The following is a 16,905-nucleotide window of genomic DNA, read 5'->3' on the forward strand; positions in this document are numbered from 1 at the left end:
CCGGTAATGTCTCCCCCGGCTTGATCCCCCCTGCTGCGCCGCCCATCTTAGGGACACATAACAGGAGAGAGACGATGTACACCGTCACCGGCATTCCGCTCACCCGCACGTTTCGGGTGCTTTGGGCGCTTGAAGAACTTGGGCAGCCTTACGAATTGAAGCAGCACGGCCCTCGCAGCCCCGAAGTTCAGGCGCTGAATGTCTCGGGCAAGGTGCCAGTACTGCAGGCCGAAGGCGAGGCCATCAGCGATTCAACTGCCATTCTCACATATCTCGCCGACAAGCACAGCTCCTTGACTGCACCCGCTGGCACGATAGCCCGTGCCAAGCAGGATGCGATGACGCACCTCCTGCTGGACGAAGTGGATGCTGTGCTGTGGGCAGCGGCCCGCCACAGCTTCATCTTGCCGGAAGAGCAGCGGGTGCCGGAAGTGAAAGGCAGCCTGAAGTGGGAATTCTCCCATAATCTGGCGCGGCTTGAAGGTAAGATGGGCGCGGAATTCCTGATGGGTAAGGAATTCACAATCGCCGACATCATCTGTACCCATTGCCTGAATTGGGCCCATAGCGCCAAATTCCCGATCGAAGGCGAAAAGCTGCTGGACTATGGAAAACGGATGCGGAAACGCGACGCCTATCAGCGGGTTGCCGCACTCGCCAAGTAGCCTGCTGCTGCCCGGCCAGCCAAACGCCCTGTAGCCAGGCAGGCGGTCAGCAGATAGCCGCCCGTCGGTGCCTCCCAATCCAGCATTTCCCCGGCGCAGAAAGTGCCGGGGAGTTGTTTCAGCATCAGATTTCCATCCAGCGCATCCCGCCGCACACCGCCTGCCGTGGAGATCGCCTCGTCCATTGGCCGCAGGCCTGCATGTTTGACTGGCAGCGTCTTTATCAACCTGGCCAGGGCTTTGGTATCCTGTGGCAAAGGCCGCCCGAATTCCTGCAATACTGTTGCCCGTGCAGCTCCCAGCTTCAGCACCTTTCGCAGATGATTTGAAATGCTTGCTTTGCCACGATGGCGGGACAGGCGGCGGGCAATTTCTGCTAGTTCCAGATCCGGAAGCAGATCCATCCGCAGCGTCTCTCCGTCCCGCACTGCGGCGCAGACGGAGTAGATGCCGCCCCCTTCCAGCCCGCGCTCCGATATCACGGCTTCCCCGCGTGAAGACAAAGGGCCGGCATGCAACGCGATGCCCTTTAGCGGTTGTCCGAATTGCGGTGACATGTGATCGGACCAATCCACTAGAAGCCCTGCATTAGCAGGTTTGAACGGTGCAATCTCCACAGCTCTTTCGCCCAGCAGAGCGGCCCAGCCCCCGTCCGACCCAAGCCGCGCCCAGCTGGCGCCGCCCAGTGCCAAAACCACAGCCCGGGCGTTTATCTGCTTGGGCCCATCCGGCGTTTCAAAAGCAAGCACTGTGCCCTCCCAGCCAGCCCAGCGCCATCGCGTACGGACCTGTGCTCCGAAACCATCAAGGCGTGTCAGCCAAGCGCGCAGCAGCGGTGAGGCTTTCATGACCGTCGGAAACACCCGGCCTGTCGAGCCGGTGAACAGCTCGCTCCCCAGTCCCCGCGCCCAATTCTGAACCGCCTCTGCATCAAAGACGCGGATCATTGGCGCCAGCCAGTCTGCGGCCTCTCCATAGCGGGTGATCAACTGGTCAAACGGTTCGTCCTTGGTCAGATTCAATCCGGACTTGCCCGCCATCAAGAACTTGCGCGCCACTGATGGCTTGGCCTCTGCCACCAGCACGCGATACCCGGCGCGGCCCAGCGCCTCGGCGGCCATCAGCCCTGCAGGCCCGGCGCCGATCACCACTGCATCCCAAGATTCCATCATGCCATCCCCTTGCCAGTGCCTGTTTTCAGCGCCCGGCGCCAGCGTCTCAATTCACGGCACCGAGCCCCAGAGGCTCGTGCACGTCCGATCCAATCTGCCCGCTCAGCGGTCGGCCATTTTCGAGCGTTACATACTCCATCATCCCTGAGTGAACAGCTGATAACCCGGGTGGGCAACGGCGCGCAGGCTGGTGATCGGGGCGTCCCCGATCCAGGTTGTGCGTTCCATGACAAACAGCGCGTCCCCGATCTCACTCTGGAGAATTTCACTGTCGTTCTTGGTTCCGGGGCGGGCAAAAAGGCGCAAATCGCACCTGCTGTAGGGGCGGTTGCGGACAAGCCATTCGTTTGCGCTTTCGCGCGTCAGGTCCACCGTATTTATTTCCGGCACAGTCTCCAGGCAGATCCAGCGGTCCTCGAAGATATAGGGGCGGCTGTCAGCAAGATGCAAAGCTTCGACCCGCAGCATCGGCCGGGCTTCGTGCAGGCCGAAATTTGCCATTATGGCCGGGCTGGATCGCTGTACCGACTGCCGGATCAGTTGGTAGCGGTACACGCAGCCTTTCTGCTCAACCTCAAGCCTTGTGATCGGGATGTTCAGGGTTGCCCGGGTCACAGGATCGCGCTGTACCATAGTGCCGCCCTTGCGCCGCCGCTCCACCAGCCCGCTTTGAGCCAGATCCCGCATGGCCCGGTGAACGGTGGAGCGGGCGCAGCCAAACCGGGCGGCAAACTCCTCGTCCCGCGGCAGTTTGTCTCCCGGCCCGTAGGTGGAGTTCAGGATCATCTCCCGGATGCTGTCCCGGATGGTTACCCAGGAATGCCGTGGTTTGTCCGTCAATGTTCATCCCCCAGGTCAAACGGGAAAATGTTTGCCGCCGCTCCATATTGCATTCTGCGCAGAAAGGCGAATTTGAACCGCGCAACTGTGATTGACATTAATATGTAGCTACATATTAATGTAAAGCGCCTACAAAACATAACAAAGTCTGCGCTGCCGGCATCCGCCCATCGCAGATGCACCGACAGACGGAGGAATGGAGACATGGAAAGACGCGCGTTTTTGAAAACCGGCGCACTGGGCGCAGCGGCAACGGCGCTCGCCAGCCCCGCCATTGCCCAGGGCAAAATGCAATGGAAGATGGTAACCGCCTGGCCGAAGAACCTGCCTGGACCCGGTGTGGCGGCACAAATGCTGGCGGACCGGATCACCACGCTTTCTGGCGGCCGGATCGAGGTGAAGCTGTTCGCCGCGGGTGAACTGGTTCCGGGCCGCGGTGTGTTTGACGCGGTTTCTGAAGGCACCGCCGAGCTGTATCACGCCGTGCCGGCCTATTGGGGATCGAAATCGAAAGGTATCCTGCTGTTCGGCTCGCAGCCTTTCGGTCTGCGCGCAGATGAGCAGTTCGGCTGGATGTACCACGGCGGCGGTCAGGCCCTTTATGACGAGATGTACGGCCGCTTCGGCATCAAACCGTTCTTGTGCGGCAATTCCGGCCCGCAATGGGGCGGCTGGTTCAAAACCGAGATCAACTCTGCCGAGGACCTGAAAGGCCTCAAGTTCCGCACCACCGGGCTGGCCTCGGAAATGGCATCGAAACTTGGCATGGCGGCCGAGGCCACCAGCGGCCCGGCGATGTTCCAGGGCTTGCAGACAGGGGCGCTGGATGCAGGCGAATTCATCGGACCCTGGACCGACAGCGCACTCGGCTACTACCAAGTGGCCAAGAACTACTATTGGCCGGGTGTGGGCGAGCCTTCCTCGGCAGAGGAATGCGGCGTCAATGCCGCGGCTTTCGGGAACCTGCCGGAAGACCTGCAGCAGGTTGTGTCGCTGGCCTGCGAAAGCCTCTACAACCCGGTTTGGACGGAATACACCACCAAACACGCCCTGGCGCTGAAGAAGATGGTCGAAGAGGATGGCGTGCAGGTGAAAATGTTCCCCGAGGATGTGATCGCTGCAATGGGCGCCGCTGCCAAGGAGGTGATCACCGACCTGCAAGAGGACGACGACGAGCTGGTGCGCCGCATCACCGAAAGCTTCCTTGCCTACCGCGACAGCATCGGCGGCTATATGACCTATGCCGATAACGGCCAGATGAACGCCCGTGCCTCGGTAATGGGTTACTGACGGGCAGCGACAGCCGCCGGCGCCCGGAACGGCGGGCGCCGGTTTTTTAATGGGGAGAGAGCAGAATGCGACGGGTTGCGGATGCGCTGGACGGTATCAACCGGAGGCTGGCGCATGTGGTGCGCTGGCTGGCGCTGATCATGGTGCTGACGCAGTTTGCGATCGTGGTCGGCCGCTATGTGTTCGGAGTGAATTCCATCGCCGCACAGGAAAGCGTTCTCTATATGCACGCAACCCTGTTCATGCTTGCTGCCGGCTACACGCTGCTTGTCGACAAGCATGTGCGTGTTGATGTGTTTTATGCCGGCCTCAGTCCCCGGTCTCAGCGCCACATCGATATTTTCGGCCACTTGTTCCTGCTGCTGCCATCAATGGCGGCGCTTCTGTACTGGTCCTGGCCGTCGGTGCGAAATTCCTGGGCAATTTTCGAAGGTCCGATTGCTGTTGGCGGCATCGAAGCCGTGTTCCTGCTGAAGTCATTGATCCCGGCGTTCTGCGTGCTGGTGATGCTGCAATCTGCTGCCCTGCTGATCCGCCTGTTTTCCGAAAGTGACGCCCGATGACCGCATACCTTGACCTGATCATGTTCGCAGCCCTGATGGCGGCGATCCTCATGGGGTTTCCGGTGGCTTTCTCCATTGCCGGCGTTGCGATCATCTTTGCCAGCCTCGGGTGGATACTGGGGGTAATGGACATCTCGCTGCTAGGCGCGCTTGGCCAACGGGTTTTTGGCCTGCTGAGCAACCAGGTGCTGATAGCCATTCCGCTGTTCGTTCTGATGGGCGCGATCCTGGAGAAAAGCCGCATTGCCGAAGAACTGCTGGACACCATGGGGCGGCTGTTCGGCCAGTTGAAGGGCGGCCTGGGCATCTCGGTTGTGCTGGTAGGGGCGCTGCTGGCAGCCTCGACAGGCATTGTCGGCGCCACAGTCGTGGCCATGGGCATGATCGCCCTGCCAGCGATGCTGCGCGCTGGGTACGATGCCCGGGTAGCGTCAGGTATCGTCTGCACAGCGGGCACGCTGGGGCAGATCATTCCGCCTTCGACACTGCTGATCATTCTCGCCGACGTGATGTCGAATGCCTATCAGCAGGCCCAGTACGAGCAGGGAAAATTCTCGGTCGAGGCACTGTCGGTTGGCCAGTTTTTTGCCGCCGCACTGGTGCCTGGACTGGTGCTGGTGGTGCTGTATCTTCTTTACATCCTGGTTAGAGGCATGCTGCGGCCACAGGACATGCCCTCCGCCCCGGAGGAGCTGGCCCGTCCCAGCGGACGCCAGGTCATGCGCGCTGTGGTGCCGCCGATCCTGCTGATTTTCGCCGTGCTCGGTGCCATCCTGGGCGGTGTCGCCACTCCGACCGAGGCCGCATCGGTAGGCGGCATCGGTGCCTTGCTGATGGCGGGAGCGCGTGCAGGGGGACCGTCCCGGCTGATCCTTTCCGGTGCCGCCGCGCTGATCCTGCTGGGGATTCTGTCAGGGGTTCATCCGGTCCGTCTGCAACGCAGCGACCTCAGCGAGGCCGACCTCGCAGCGGGGCTGTTCTATGCGCTTCTGGCCGCGGTCGCAGCCATTGCCGTTTTGGCCGCCCTGCGCAGCGGCTTGAAGAAACGTATTCTTCATGAAGCGGTGACGTCGACAACAACCATGACCGCAATGATCTTTGCCACTATCCTGGCTGCGGGCATGTTCTCGCTGGTTTTCATCGGTCTGGGCGGTGAGGAACGGGTGGCGCATATCCTTGGCAACATGCCGGGTGGCCCGTCCGGCGCATTGCTGTTCTGCATGCTTTTCATCTTCGTGCTCGGCTTTTTCCTCGATTTCGTCGAGATATCGGTCATTGTGCTGCCGCTGGTGACGCCTGCCTTGATTCTGATGGGGCACGATCCGGTCTGGCTGGGCATCCTGATCGCGATCAACCTGCAGACCAGCTTTCTGACGCCGCCGTTCGGCTTTTCGCTGTTCTACCTGCGCGGCGCCGCACCAAAGGAGGTCACCACCCGTCAAATCTACCAAGGGGTCGTGCCGTTCATTGGCCTGCAGGCGCTTGGGGTGCTGCTGGTCTGGCTGATCCCCGGCCTGGCAACCTGGCTGCCATCTGCAATTTTCTGACGCCGGGCGCCTTCCCCGCCAGCCGCATTCAATTTTCCCGCGGCTGAAAAACTGCGCAGCCGCTAGGAGGTCTCCAAACCCAGAAACGCCGGACTCTCCCGCAACTGCGCACCGGCGGTATGCTGAAATTCCAAAGTGGTGTATGGACGCCGCCACAGCCATTCGCGGTTCGCCACGGCCTGCAAATCCGGATCCGGAGGTGTTTCGTCTGTGAAGGCCAGAAAATGCAGGTCGAACCCGAATTCCGTAACATCCTGCACCGACAATACCTTCATATCTGCATGCGCCGAAATCTCGGCCGCAATATCCCCGGTTCGCAAGGTGATCTGCCCGATATGTGCCCCGCCGCCCAGCGGTAGCGCAGCATCGCCTGCCCCGTCAGGCCGGCTGCCAAGAAAATCATGCTGCAGCAGCTCAATCGCAAAACCTTCGGGATCATGCAGATGCGCCATATACCCGATGTCGCGAAACTGATGCGGGGCGGAGACCTCAACTCCTTTCTGACGCAGTTGTTCGCAAGCGATGTCCAAATCGGGCAGACATATTCCGATCTTCCAATACCGCTCGTCCCGCGTGTGGGAACCCTGGGCACCGCCGGGCAGCAGGATCAGGTCTGCATCCTGTCCTACGTAACCCGCTCGCCAGGCCTCACCTTCGGTCCGCACGTCCATACCGAACACATCTGCATAGAACCCGGCGAGACGTTCAGGACTCTTTACCTGCAGCCGCAGGCCCGACAGCCGTTTCACCGGCACATTCTCAGTATCCCGGCCGCGATCTCGGACTGGGCCTCAAGTGAATGCGCCAGCAGATCCTGCGCAGTATCCATCAGCGCGTCTGGTTCCACGATCCGGTCGACCAGGCCATAATTGCAAGCTTCCTGCGCGGTGATTTTCTGCCCGGCTGCCAGAATCATCTTGGTGCGCGAAGGCCCGATCAGCGCCGCCATGCGCCCAGCGTCCGAGGGCTGCGGCAAGTATCCAAGCTTCATCACCGGGTAAAAAAACTTGGCCGAAGGCACCGCAATCCGGATGTCGCAGGCCAGCACCATGCCATTGGCACCGCCAGCCAAGGTGCCATTCAACGCCGCCACTTTCAGGCAGGGAATTGAAGCCACAGCATTGGACAACCGCTCCCATACCGGCGACGTCGCCAGGCCTGCCCGCGCCTCGTCCAGGTCAGCACCCGCACTGAACACCTTGCCGGTTCCGGTCAGGATCAACCCGCGGGCCTCCTGCGCGCGTTCGGCGATTTCAGCCAGCTCGGTCAGCATCGCTTCGGTCAGCGAATTGGCTTTGTCCGGACGATTGATAGTGAGGGTCCATAGACCGGTCCGCGCAATATCCAGATCAATCATAACAGGCCAACCCGCTGACGGATGCTGTCTTCGCGCAGCGAAACTTCCTGGCCGATGCAATCGTCCGCATCATCAGTGCACATCCACATGAGCGTCCGCGCGGGCCATTCGGCGGGGATGTGATCTTCCCAATCAAGCTCGCTCACCGGATTAATGCCGCTGGTCTTGATTTCACGCTGCATCCGGGTTGCGACTGTTCCCGGCGACAGCCCCATGGCGCGGATACCGTTGGCACGTTCTTCCAGGTCCAGTGCCCGGGTTAGCATTGCTGCGCCCGCTTTCGATGAACAATATGCACTCCAACCCTCCAGTGCATGATGCGCCGCGCCCGAACTGACAGTGATAATGGTGCCGCCGCCCGCTGGCTTCATCAGCGGCAGGGCGGCGCGGACACCGTTGAACACTCCAGTCAGGTTGATATCGATAAGCTTGCTCCAGTCGCCGGGCTGGGCATCCGCCAACCGGGCAATAGGCTCGATCACACCGGCGTTGTTAATCAGAATATCCAAGCCGCCGAAGTGCTGGTGCGTCTTGGCCAGCGCGCGCTCCACCGATGAGTAGTCTGATACATCGCAGGTAAAGGTCAGCACATTTCCGCCGATCTCCTCCGCCAGCTCCCGCAGCGCCTCCTCGCTCCTTGCCAGCAAGGCCAAATTGGCCCCGGCGGCGGCAAAAACCCGGGCCGTATCCGCGCCGATACCGCGGCTGGCGCCTGTAATTGCAACTGTTTTTCCATTGAAATCCATCGGCTGTCCCTCCAAGTGGCTGCTAACCCATGTGGTAAAGCGGTTAGGGGGAACGGTCCAGCCCAAGGCCCCCTTGACGGCACCGCCCGCCGGGCCGACGATGATTTCAATTATCTCACTGAGAAAGGTTCTCTTATGTCCGTTATTTTTGCACGCAGTGGCGTTGCAGCGGTAATTTTTGTTGTTTCCGCTCAGGGTGCCCTGGCAGATCTGAGTGCCCAGGACGTCTGGGCTGACTGGAAAGCGTATCTGACCAGCACCGGCTACACTGTGTCCGGCACTGAAGCCGTTTCGGGCAGCACTCTGACCATCTCCGATGTCTCGATGGTCATGCCAATCCCGGAAGAGGACGGCTCTGGCACGGTGAGTTTCCCGGAGATCCAGTTTGTGGAAAACGGCGATGGCACTGTCAACGTACTGCTGCCCGCGGAATTCCCGATGGGCTTCAAATTCTCCGGCGAAGGCGAGAGCTTCGCGGGCAAACTGATTTATGCCCATGACGGCACCCCGATGAAAGTGTCGGGCGACGCCGAAAGCATGAGCTATGATTACAGCTCTTCCAAGGTCACCATGACGCTGGACGGGCTGACTGCAGACGGCGAGGCCGTGCCGGCGGACGTGGCGAAAGTTCAGATCGTCATGAACGACGTTGCCACCAAGACCGATATGAAAATCGCTGGCGCGCGCAAATATGACCAGACGCTGACTGCCTCCAGCCTAAGCTATGACATGGGTTTCAACGATCCCGAAAGCAACGGCACAGGCTCCTTCAAAGGCGCCCTGCAGGGCCTGAACGTTACCGGCACCAGCACCGTTCCGGCTGGTCTGGAAGGCCCCGACATGGCTGCACTGCTGGAGGCCGGATTTGCCTTTGACGGCACCTTCACCTTTACCGGCGGCAACGGCGCAGTATCCGGTGTGGACGGCAGTGAGAACTTCGCCATGGAGAGCAACTCCCAAGGCGGCTCGATCGCGGTGGCGATGGACAAGCAGCATCTGACCTATGATGTGTCCCAAATCGGCACCAATGTGAATATCTCCGGCTCCGAGATCCCGTTCCCGCTGGCGCTCAGCATGGCGGAGACCGGTTTCAAACTGATGATGCCGCTCGCCAAATCTGAGGAAGAGCAGGACTTTGCCCTGGGCATTACCCTGCGCGACTTTGCGGTTCCGGACATGCTGTGGGGCATGGTCGACCCGACCGGCCAGCTGCCGCATGATCCGGCCACTGTGGTGCTGGATCTTGCCGGCAAGGGCAAGGTGCTGTTCGACCTGTTCGATCCGGAAGCCATGGAATCGGTGGAATCCGGCCAAGAACAACCAGGCGAACTGAACGCGCTGACCGTGAAACAGCTGCAGGTCACCGCAGCAGGCGCCGAGTTGACTGGCACCGGCGACTTCACCTTCAACAACGACGACCTGGTCAGCTTTGACGGCATGCCTGCCCCCTCAGGTGAGGCTGACCTCAAACTGACCGGCGCCAACACCCTGATCGACAAGCTGATCGGGATGGGCTTGATGTCCGACAGCGACGCCATGGGCGCGCGGATGATGATGGGCATGCTGGCCGTGCCGGGCGAGGGCGAAGACACCCTGACCTCGAAAATTGCGATCTCCGAGGACGGCCAGATCCACGCCAATGGCCAGCGCATCAAATAACCGTCAAATCCCTGACAGGTTTTTCAAAGGGGCCGCCAAGTGCGGCCCCTTTTTTGCTGCCCGCTCTTGCGGCAAGCCGCCTCACTGGATAGCTCTGGAAGGGAGCAGAACAGAAGGTGCCCATGACCCAATCCCCCGAAGCGCTTTGCCACGCCCTGATTGATGCCGCCCGCAAGTCCGGCGCGGATGCTGCCGATGCCATGGCAGCGGAAGGCAGTTCCCTCAGCATCGAAGTGCGGGAAGGCAAACTGGAGCATGCGGAGCGCTCTGAGGGCACCGATCTGGGCCTGCGGGTGTTCGTAGGAAAACGGCAGGCACTGGTCTCCTCCTCGGACATGCGCCCGGAAACCATCGCTGCGATGGCCGAGCGTGCTGTCGCCATGGCCAAGGAAGCACCTGAGGACCCTTATGCAGGCCTTGCCGATCCGTCGCAGCTGGCCAAGAACTGGAACCTGGCACCGTTGGAGCTGGAAGACCCCAACGGCGAGCCGGCGCCTGCTGCTCTGCAGTCTGACGCGCTGGCTGCCGAGACCGCCTGCCAGGAAATCAGCGGCATCACCCAGGTTCAATCCGCTGCGGCCGGTTATGGCCGCCATGTTGTGCATATGGCCGCGACAAACGGTTTTTCCGGCGGCTACCAGCGTACCGGGCGCTCACTCTCTTGCACCGGGATTGCAGGCAGCGGCACAGGTATGGAGCGTGACTACGACGGAGATTCGCGCACTTTTCAAACCGACCTGCGCAGCGCCCAAGACATTGGCCGCACCGCCGGCGAACGCGCGGTTGCCCGGCTTGGCGCCCGCAAACCCAAAACCGGCAGTTTTCCAGTTCTGTTTGACGAGCGCATCTCTTCCTCGCTGATCGGGCATCTGTTGTCTGCGGCCAATGGCGCCGCGATTGCCCGGGGGTCCTCTTGGCTGAAAGGGTCACTGGGTGAGCAGGTTTTGCCCGAAACTCTCTCTATTGTTGAAGACCCGCACCGCCCGCGCATTTCCGGTTCCCGCCCGTTTGATGGCGAGGGTCTGCCGACGCGCCAGCGCACTGTCGTTGACAACGGTGTGCTGACTGGCTGGACGCTGGACCTCGCCTCTGCCCGCAAGCTGGGCTTGGAAAGCACCGGCAACGCCGCCCGAGGTATCGGCGGGGTGCCTTCGCCCGCGACCTGGAATCTTGCTCTGACTGAAGGGGAAGCCAGCCGCGATGATCTGATTGCGCAGATGGGCACCGGTCTCTTGGTGACGTCGATGATCGGCTCGACCATCAATCCGAACACCGGCGATTATTCCCGCGGCGCTTCGGGCTTCTGGGTGGAAAGCGGCGAGATCGCCTATCCCGTCAACGAATGCACTATCGCGGGCAACCTGCTTGACATGCTGCGGCGGATCGTTCCCGCCAATGACGCGCGCGGGCACCTCTCAACCGTGGTCCCTTCGCTGCTGACCGAAGGAATGACCCTTGCCGGCAACTGACCTTTCCCTGCTTGTGAAAGCGGCGGAACAGGCCGGCGATATTGCGTGCCGTTTTTCCGGTCCCGAAGCCAAACGCTGGGACAAGCCCGGCGGCGCTGGTCCCGTGACCGAAGCCGACCTGGCCGTCAATGCAATGCTCGAAGACATGCTGCAACAGGCGCGGCCCGGCTATGGCTGGCTGTCGGAAGAAACTGAAGACAATGACGCGCGGCTGTTGCGCGACAAGGTTTTTATCATCGACCCGATCGACGGCACCCGCAGTTTCGCCGAGGGTTCCCGCACCTGGGCGCATTCCTTTGCTGTCGCTGAACACGGCGAGGTGACCGCCGCCGTGATCTATCTGCCGCAACGGGAGCTGATGTACACTGCCGCCAATGGCCAGGGAGCGAATTGCAATGGCAGCCCGATTCATGTGTCCCCTGCAACAGAACTTTCCAGTTCTGAAGTGCTGGCTGCCAAACCTAACCTGCAGGCCCATCATTGGCTGGGTGGCACCCCGCCTGAATTCATCCGCAGCTACCGGCCATCGCTTGCCTACCGGCTGGCCAAGGTGGCAGACGGCCGTTTCGGCGCCATGCTGACCCTGCGTCCAAGCTGGGAATGGGACATTGCGGCAGGTGATTTGCTGATACGCGAAGCTGGCGGCATCCTTACAGATCAAACCGGCAGCCCCTTGCGCTTCAACAATCCGCACCCCCGCCTGAATGGGGTGGTTGCGGGCAATTCGGCGCTTCAGAATTCGCTGCTGACAGCGCTGGACCCGAACGGCCCTGGCATCGCTGGACATTAAACCAGACTGGCCTTATGCGGCACAGCAGCAGCGCTATCGTCATACGCAAATTTTTCACAGACAAACCCGCATGTTGCAGATACCTTGGGCCGGAAATTTCAGATCGAGCCAGATGCAACGGCGAACCACAGCTCCCAACCGCACCTCCGTTCTGCAGCCCCGCCCCAAAGGAGAGCTGTTGTGGGTGCACGCTACCACCCCTGAACGCTATCAAGCGCTTTGCGATATCGGCCGCCGTCTCAAGTCCCTGCGCCCGGACTTGTCCGTACTGGCAAGCTGGGAACCCGGACTGCGGCTGACAGGTACAGTTGGCTGCGATGTTCCAATTGGCCCGCTGCCTGAGGACACCATGGCCGAGGCCCGCGAGTTTTTAAACCATTGGCAGCCCGACGCTTGCATCTGGACCGGCTCGCCAGCACGACGGGTGCTGCTTCGGCAAATGCGCGAGCGCGGCACCGGCGTGCTGCTGGCGGATCTGCTAGAGGATGAAATGCCCAACCGCGCCAGCCGCTGGCTGCCGGACCAGAGGCGGCGCCTGCTGGACGGGCTGACCTGCATCCTGACCCCCTCCAAGGCTGTTCAGGCGCGGCTGACCCGGATCGGATTTCCAGCGGAGCGGGTGCAGCTGGCCAGCAAGCTGCGGGTGTCGGCAATTCCGCCCGGTTGCAATGACGAAGAACTTACCGCCATGCAGCAGACCCTGGGCAGCCGCCCGGTCTGGCTGGCCGCTCATACCACGCTCAGCGAGCTGCCCCGTATATTGGACGCCCATCGCGCTGCATTGCGGCTGCTGCACCGGTTGCTGCTGGTGGTCGCGCTGGAGGACAGCGCGGATCTTGAAACAGCCCGTCGGCTGGTGCAGGACAGCGGACTGTCTTTTGCCGATTGGGAAGATGGCGGTGAACCTGAGGACCTGACCCAGGTGCTGTTGGCAGGCAGCGAGGATTTGGGTCTGTGGTACCGGCTATCTCCAGCCGCGTTGATTGCCAGCAGCCTGGATCCTGTGGCACAGGGCCAGTCGCCTTTGGACGCAGCGGCCTTAGGCTCGGCCTTGCTGCACGGACCGGGTATCCACGCGCATCGCGACCTTTATGAAAGACTGGCCGCGGCGGGCGCTGCCCAGCCGGTGCTGACTCAATCGGAACTGGCCGATGCGGTTGTTGCGCTTTCCGCCCCGGACAAGGCTGCCGAAATGGCGCTGGCCGGCTGGCAGAGTGTCACCGAAAGCGCCGCCACAACCGACATGTTACTGGAAAAGGTCCAGACCCTGCTGGATCAACGCGAGGTTACCGATGCGGGCACCTGATTTCTGGCACAAACCGCCGGGTGATTTTGATCTTCGGGCAGCTTTGCTGGCGCCGCTGGGCTGGGTCTATGCACGCGCCACAGCTTCCCGGGTCGCCAAAGGCAACCCGATGCGTGCGAATGTCCCGGTGATCTGCGTTGGCAATCTGAATGCTGGCGGCACCGGCAAGACGCCCACTGTGATCTGGCTGCTGGAAACGCTGCGCGACCAGGGGCATGAGCCGCATGTTGTGACCCGCGGTTATGGCGGCACGCTGGAGGGACCGGTGCAAGTCTTCCCTGGCCGGCACAAGGCCGCGCAGACGGGGGATGAACCGCTTCTTCTGGCCGCCTTTGCCGAAGTTTGGGTTTCCAAGGACCGCGCCGCTGGCGCACGCGCCGCCGCGGATGCAGGGGCTACCATCATCATACTGGATGACGGGTTTCAGAACCCCGCCGTGGGCAAGGACCTGTCGCTGATCGTGGTGGATGCGCAGCAGGGCTTTGGCAATGGCCGCTGCCTGCCCGCCGGCCCGTTGCGGGAGCCTGTTGGCGTTGGCCTGAAACGGGCTGACGCGGTGCTTTCGCTTGGACCGGAAGAGGCCCAGAGAGCTTTTGCCACTGCCTGGGCAAGCCAATTGCAGGGCCTGCCGCATTTCGCTGGCGCACTGGAGCCCTTGCAGACCGGGATGCCTTGGAACGGTACCCGCGTTCTGGCATTTGCTGGCATCGGCCACCCCCAGAAATTTTTCAACACTTTGCGCAGCCTTGGCGCTGACATTGCACGGGCCGAAGCGCTTGACGATCATCAGCCGCTCTCATCCGCGCTAATGAACCGGCTGGAGAATGAAGCCAAACTGCTTAACGCCCAGTTGGTCACTACGGAAAAAGACGCCGTCCGCCTGCCAGACAGCTTCCGCTCCAAGGTCATTACCCTGCCTGTGCGGCTGCAGGTTGCTGGAGATGACCGATTAAGGGATCTATTGAAGAAGGCGGCGCCAGCTCGCTGACCTCCAGCTCTCGCAGAGGCTGCCGAAAGAGAAATTTCCCGGTTTGCTCTGCCCTGAAAAGCCCAGGCACACGGCCTGGGCTTAAAAGTTCTTCTGCAGGAAGAGTTTAACCTTCCAGCTCTGCGTCCAACAGCGTCTTGAACTCTGTGTAAGATTGATTGGAAATCTTTTCACCATTCAGGATGAACGACGGCGTTGCCTCAATGCCGTGCTCGGTGGCGTTTTCCTGATACCAGGCCACCAGGGTTTGCGCTTTCTCTCCATCCTGCAGGCAGGCTTCCAGCTGCTCATTCCCGATTCCCGCCAGGCGGCCGATTTTGCGCAGCTCATCGACGATCTCGGTTGCGCCTCCGGCCCGCGCCCATTCGGACTGGCCCTTGTAGATCAGATCGGAAATACCAAAGAACTTATCCGGTCCGCTGCAGCGCGCAATCATCGAGGCCCACAGCCCGTAACGGTCAAAATAGACTTCGCGGTAGATGAACTTCACTTTGCCGGTGTCAATGTAGTCAGCCTTCAGCTTCTTGAAAGTTTCATTGTGGAAACTGGCGCAATGCGGGCAAGTGTAGGAGGCGTATTCGATCAGCGTGACCGGCGCGTCCTCGGCCCCCAACGTCATCTCGGCGATTGTTGAGATGTCCACCTCGGCCTCTTGCGCAATAGCGGCGCCAACCAGCGGGTTCTGCGGCAGATTGTTCTGAGTGTTGAATCCCGACAGGGCATAACCGCCCGCAACAACCGCAACCGCGGCAAAGACACCAGACATAAGACGGGTCATTTGAACCCCTTTCCTTGCGTTTTCTGTTTTGTCAGCACGTTCTGCCCCAGGCGTTCCAGGGCGGCACGCAGATCGTCGTTCTCCACACCAGCAGCCGCCTGGCTGGCAGCCGCAGTATCCTGCGGGTCGGGCTGTCGGGGCGCTTGCACTTTGGGGGCATATTTGAATTCCACGCGGCCATCGGAAAATCCCGTCGGTGCCGTTTGCGTGATCCGCACCTTGGAGATGGCATTGAAGCCATAAACCGCATTCACCCGCTCACGCAGGCGTTCCTTTTGCATTTCGAGCATTGGCGCATTGGCTCCGGTCGTCAGCACCGTCAGCGTTGCGCCAAAGGAACCGCGCCCGTAGCCGACGTTCACCGGACGCGCCATTGCGGCAAGATCCGGACCGGCGATTTCTTCCCAGTGGGTCAGCAGCCGCGACACCCCAAAACCACGGCTTTCCCCCGCCTTGCGGATCTGCTCGTTGAGGAGCTTGGAGGTTCTTGCGAACCCGCGTGTGGTGCTGCGTCTGAATGCCATGATCTAGCTTTTGCGTGACTGCCTGCCCTATTGTAAAGAGCCGGAATGCAGGCGCCAGCCAAACCGCGAGCCAGGGAATAACGAATGCGTGACTTGAACAGCAATTCCGCCGCGATGAGCGAAGAATTGCTTGCGTGGTATGACGTGCATGCGCGCGCGATGCCCTGGCGGGTGGGCCCGGCAGATCGAGCGGCAGGCAGCTACCCCGATCCTTACAAAGTTTGGCTCAGCGAAGTGATGCTGCAGCAGACCACGGTGGCGGCGGTGCGGGACTACTTTCTTCGCTTTACCAACCTTTGGCCGACGGTGTCCGATCTTGCAGCGGCTGAGGACGCAGAAGTCATGGCCGAATGGGCCGGCCTTGGTTACTACGCCCGGGCCCGCAACTTGCTGAAATGCGCCCGTGTGGTCGCAAGCGGTTTCAGCGGAGAATTCCCGGACAATTACGATGGCCTGCTCAAACTGCCCGGTATCGGCCCCTATACCGCCGCCGCCATCGCCTCAATTGCGTTTAATCGCCCCGAGACTGTTCTGGATGGCAATGTGGAACGGGTGATGGCCAGGCTGCACGACATTCACGACCCGCTTCCTGGTGTGAAACCTGTACTGAAAGAACGCGCGGCAGAACTGACCCCATCTCAGCGGCCCGGTGACTACGCCCAGGCGGTGATGGACCTGGGCGCCACCATCTGCACCCCGCGCAACCCGGCCTGCGGCATCTGTCCCTGGCGCGATCCCTGTGCAGCGCGGTCTGCAGGCACTGCAGCTGAGCTGCCCAAGAAGACGCCAAAGAAACCGAAACCCACCCGGAAGGGCATCGTTTACCTGGCGAAATCTGCCGGCGGCCTATGGCTGCTGGAACGGCGGCCGGACAAAGGGCTGCTGGGTGGAATGCTTGGCTGGCCCGGTTCGGAGTGGAGTGACGCCCCGGGTCCGAACCCGCCTTTTGAAGCGGTTTGGCAAGAGGCGGATGGGGAAGTGCGCCACACCTTTACTCATTTCCATCTGATCCTACGGGTGATGACGGCCGAATTGCCTGAAGGTTTTAACCAGAATGCAGCGCAGGAACTGATACCACACCGCGACTTCCGCCCCTCCAGCCTGCCCACAGTAATGCGCAAGGCCTTCGATTTGTATCAGGGCCTCTAAGGTATCCGGCGCCGCTCTTGGGTTTTCAGATTTTAGGGCATAGTGTCGGCGCAAACGCGCGC

Annotated in this window: 17 protein-coding genes; 10 read left to right on the forward strand and 7 right to left on the reverse strand. The window is 61.1% G+C overall.

Annotated features, from left to right (window positions below; all coding sequences use genetic code 11):
• Nucleotides 1-74 precede the first annotated feature (74 nt).
• Entirely contained in the window at nt 75-665 is a 591-nt protein-coding gene (locus AQUI_RS0106825) for a glutathione S-transferase family protein (RefSeq protein ID WP_027256839.1), read from the forward strand.
• On the opposite strand, the gene AQUI_RS0106830 is transcribed toward AQUI_RS0106825, so the two are convergent.
• Together AQUI_RS0106830 and AQUI_RS0106835 are read right to left on the reverse strand one after the other, a co-directional pair.
• Nucleotides 638-1,837 (reverse strand): TIGR03862 family flavoprotein, encoded by a 1,200-nt coding sequence (locus AQUI_RS0106830; protein ID WP_027256840.1) that lies wholly within the window; start codon nt 1,835-1,837, stop codon nt 638-640. The genes AQUI_RS0106825 and AQUI_RS0106830 overlap by 28 nt on opposite strands.
• Before the next feature lie 138 nt (nt 1,838-1,975).
• Nucleotides 1,976-2,677, reverse strand: coding sequence for a GntR family transcriptional regulator (locus AQUI_RS0106835; RefSeq protein ID WP_027256841.1), 702 nt, complete (start codon nt 2,675-2,677; stop codon nt 1,976-1,978).
• A 204-nt stretch (nt 2,678-2,881) separates the two neighbouring features.
• Here AQUI_RS0106835 and AQUI_RS0106845 point away from each other — a divergent pair, with 204 nt between their 5' ends.
• From AQUI_RS0106845 to AQUI_RS0106855, 3 genes are all read left to right on the forward strand, one after another.
• Nucleotides 2,882-3,967 (forward strand): TRAP transporter substrate-binding protein, encoded by a 1,086-nt coding sequence (locus AQUI_RS0106845; RefSeq protein WP_027256843.1) that lies wholly within the window; start codon nt 2,882-2,884, stop codon nt 3,965-3,967.
• A 65-nt stretch (nt 3,968-4,032) separates the two neighbouring features.
• Nucleotides 4,033-4,530, forward strand: a complete 498-nt coding sequence (locus AQUI_RS0106850; protein WP_027256844.1) for a TRAP transporter small permease subunit — start codon at nt 4,033-4,035, stop codon at nt 4,528-4,530.
• Nucleotides 4,527-6,077, forward strand: a complete 1,551-nt coding sequence (locus AQUI_RS0106855; protein WP_027256845.1) for a TRAP transporter large permease — start codon at nt 4,527-4,529, stop codon at nt 6,075-6,077. Before AQUI_RS0106850 ends, AQUI_RS0106855 begins: the two co-directional genes overlap by 4 nt.
• Nucleotides 6,078-6,139: 62 nt before the next feature.
• Here the strand turns inward: AQUI_RS0106855 and AQUI_RS0106860 are convergent, their stop codons facing one another.
• The 3 genes from AQUI_RS0106860 to AQUI_RS0106870 are packed head-to-tail and all read right to left on the reverse strand — an operon-like array spanning nt 6,140 to nt 8,180.
• Complete coding sequence (locus tag AQUI_RS0106860; RefSeq protein ID WP_027256846.1) at nt 6,140-6,832, reverse strand: VOC family protein; 693 nt, start codon at nt 6,830-6,832, stop codon at nt 6,140-6,142.
• Nucleotides 6,823-7,434 carry an enoyl-CoA hydratase/isomerase family protein gene (locus AQUI_RS0106865; RefSeq protein WP_027256847.1) on the reverse strand — a complete coding sequence of 204 codons (612 nt, stop codon included), beginning with the start codon at nt 7,432-7,434 and terminating at the stop codon, nt 6,823-6,825. Before AQUI_RS0106865 ends, AQUI_RS0106860 begins: the two co-directional genes overlap by 10 nt.
• Nucleotides 7,431-8,180, reverse strand: coding sequence for an SDR family oxidoreductase (locus AQUI_RS0106870; RefSeq protein ID WP_027256848.1), 750 nt, complete (start codon nt 8,178-8,180; stop codon nt 7,431-7,433). Before AQUI_RS0106870 ends, AQUI_RS0106865 begins: the two co-directional genes overlap by 4 nt.
• Nucleotides 8,181-8,315: 135 nt before the next feature.
• On the opposite strand from AQUI_RS0106870, the gene AQUI_RS0106875 reads away from it, so the two are divergent.
• The 5 genes from AQUI_RS0106875 (at nt 8,316) to lpxK (ending at nt 14,392) form a co-directional block, all read left to right on the forward strand.
• Entirely contained in the window at nt 8,316-9,839 is a 1,524-nt protein-coding gene (locus tag AQUI_RS0106875) for a DUF2125 domain-containing protein (protein WP_027256849.1), read from the forward strand.
• Nucleotides 9,840-9,961: 122 nt separating this feature from the next.
• Nucleotides 9,962-11,308, forward strand: a complete 1,347-nt coding sequence (locus tag AQUI_RS0106880; protein ID WP_027256850.1) for a TldD/PmbA family protein — start codon at nt 9,962-9,964, stop codon at nt 11,306-11,308.
• Nucleotides 11,295-12,098, forward strand: a complete 804-nt coding sequence (locus tag AQUI_RS0106885; protein WP_027256851.1) for an inositol monophosphatase family protein — start codon at nt 11,295-11,297, stop codon at nt 12,096-12,098. Before AQUI_RS0106880 ends, AQUI_RS0106885 begins: the two co-directional genes overlap by 14 nt.
• A 112-nt stretch (nt 12,099-12,210) precedes the next feature.
• Entirely contained in the window at nt 12,211-13,404 is a 1,194-nt protein-coding gene (locus AQUI_RS0106890) for a 3-deoxy-D-manno-octulosonic acid transferase (RefSeq protein ID WP_027256852.1), read from the forward strand.
• Nucleotides 13,391-14,392 (forward strand): tetraacyldisaccharide 4'-kinase, encoded by a 1,002-nt coding sequence (lpxK, locus tag AQUI_RS0106895; protein WP_027256853.1) that lies wholly within the window; start codon nt 13,391-13,393, stop codon nt 14,390-14,392. The genes AQUI_RS0106890 and lpxK overlap by 14 nt, the downstream gene beginning before the upstream one ends.
• A 106-nt stretch (nt 14,393-14,498) precedes the next feature.
• On the opposite strand, the gene AQUI_RS0106900 is transcribed toward lpxK, so the two are convergent.
• Both AQUI_RS0106900 and AQUI_RS0106905 read right to left on the reverse strand, forming a co-directional pair.
• Nucleotides 14,499-15,170: a DsbA family protein gene (locus tag AQUI_RS0106900; RefSeq protein ID WP_027256854.1), complete on the reverse strand. Its 672-nt coding sequence runs from the start codon at nt 15,168-15,170 to the stop codon at nt 14,499-14,501.
• Nucleotides 15,167-15,694 carry a DUF721 domain-containing protein gene (locus AQUI_RS0106905; protein ID WP_027256855.1) on the reverse strand — a complete coding sequence of 176 codons (528 nt, stop codon included), beginning with the start codon at nt 15,692-15,694 and terminating at the stop codon, nt 15,167-15,169. The genes AQUI_RS0106900 and AQUI_RS0106905 overlap by 4 nt, the downstream gene beginning before the upstream one ends.
• Before the next feature lie 84 nt (nt 15,695-15,778).
• Between AQUI_RS0106905 and mutY the strand changes: the two genes are divergently transcribed.
• Nucleotides 15,779-16,843: an A/G-specific adenine glycosylase gene (gene mutY / locus AQUI_RS0106910; protein WP_027256856.1), complete on the forward strand. Its 1,065-nt coding sequence runs from the start codon at nt 15,779-15,781 to the stop codon at nt 16,841-16,843.
• The last annotated feature ends 62 nt before the right edge of the window (nt 16,844-16,905 follow it).

It is taken from the genome of Leisingera aquimarina DSM 24565 (genome assembly GCF_000473165.1).
In the GTDB taxonomy this organism is placed as follows: domain Bacteria; phylum Pseudomonadota; class Alphaproteobacteria; order Rhodobacterales; family Rhodobacteraceae; genus Leisingera; species Leisingera aquimarina.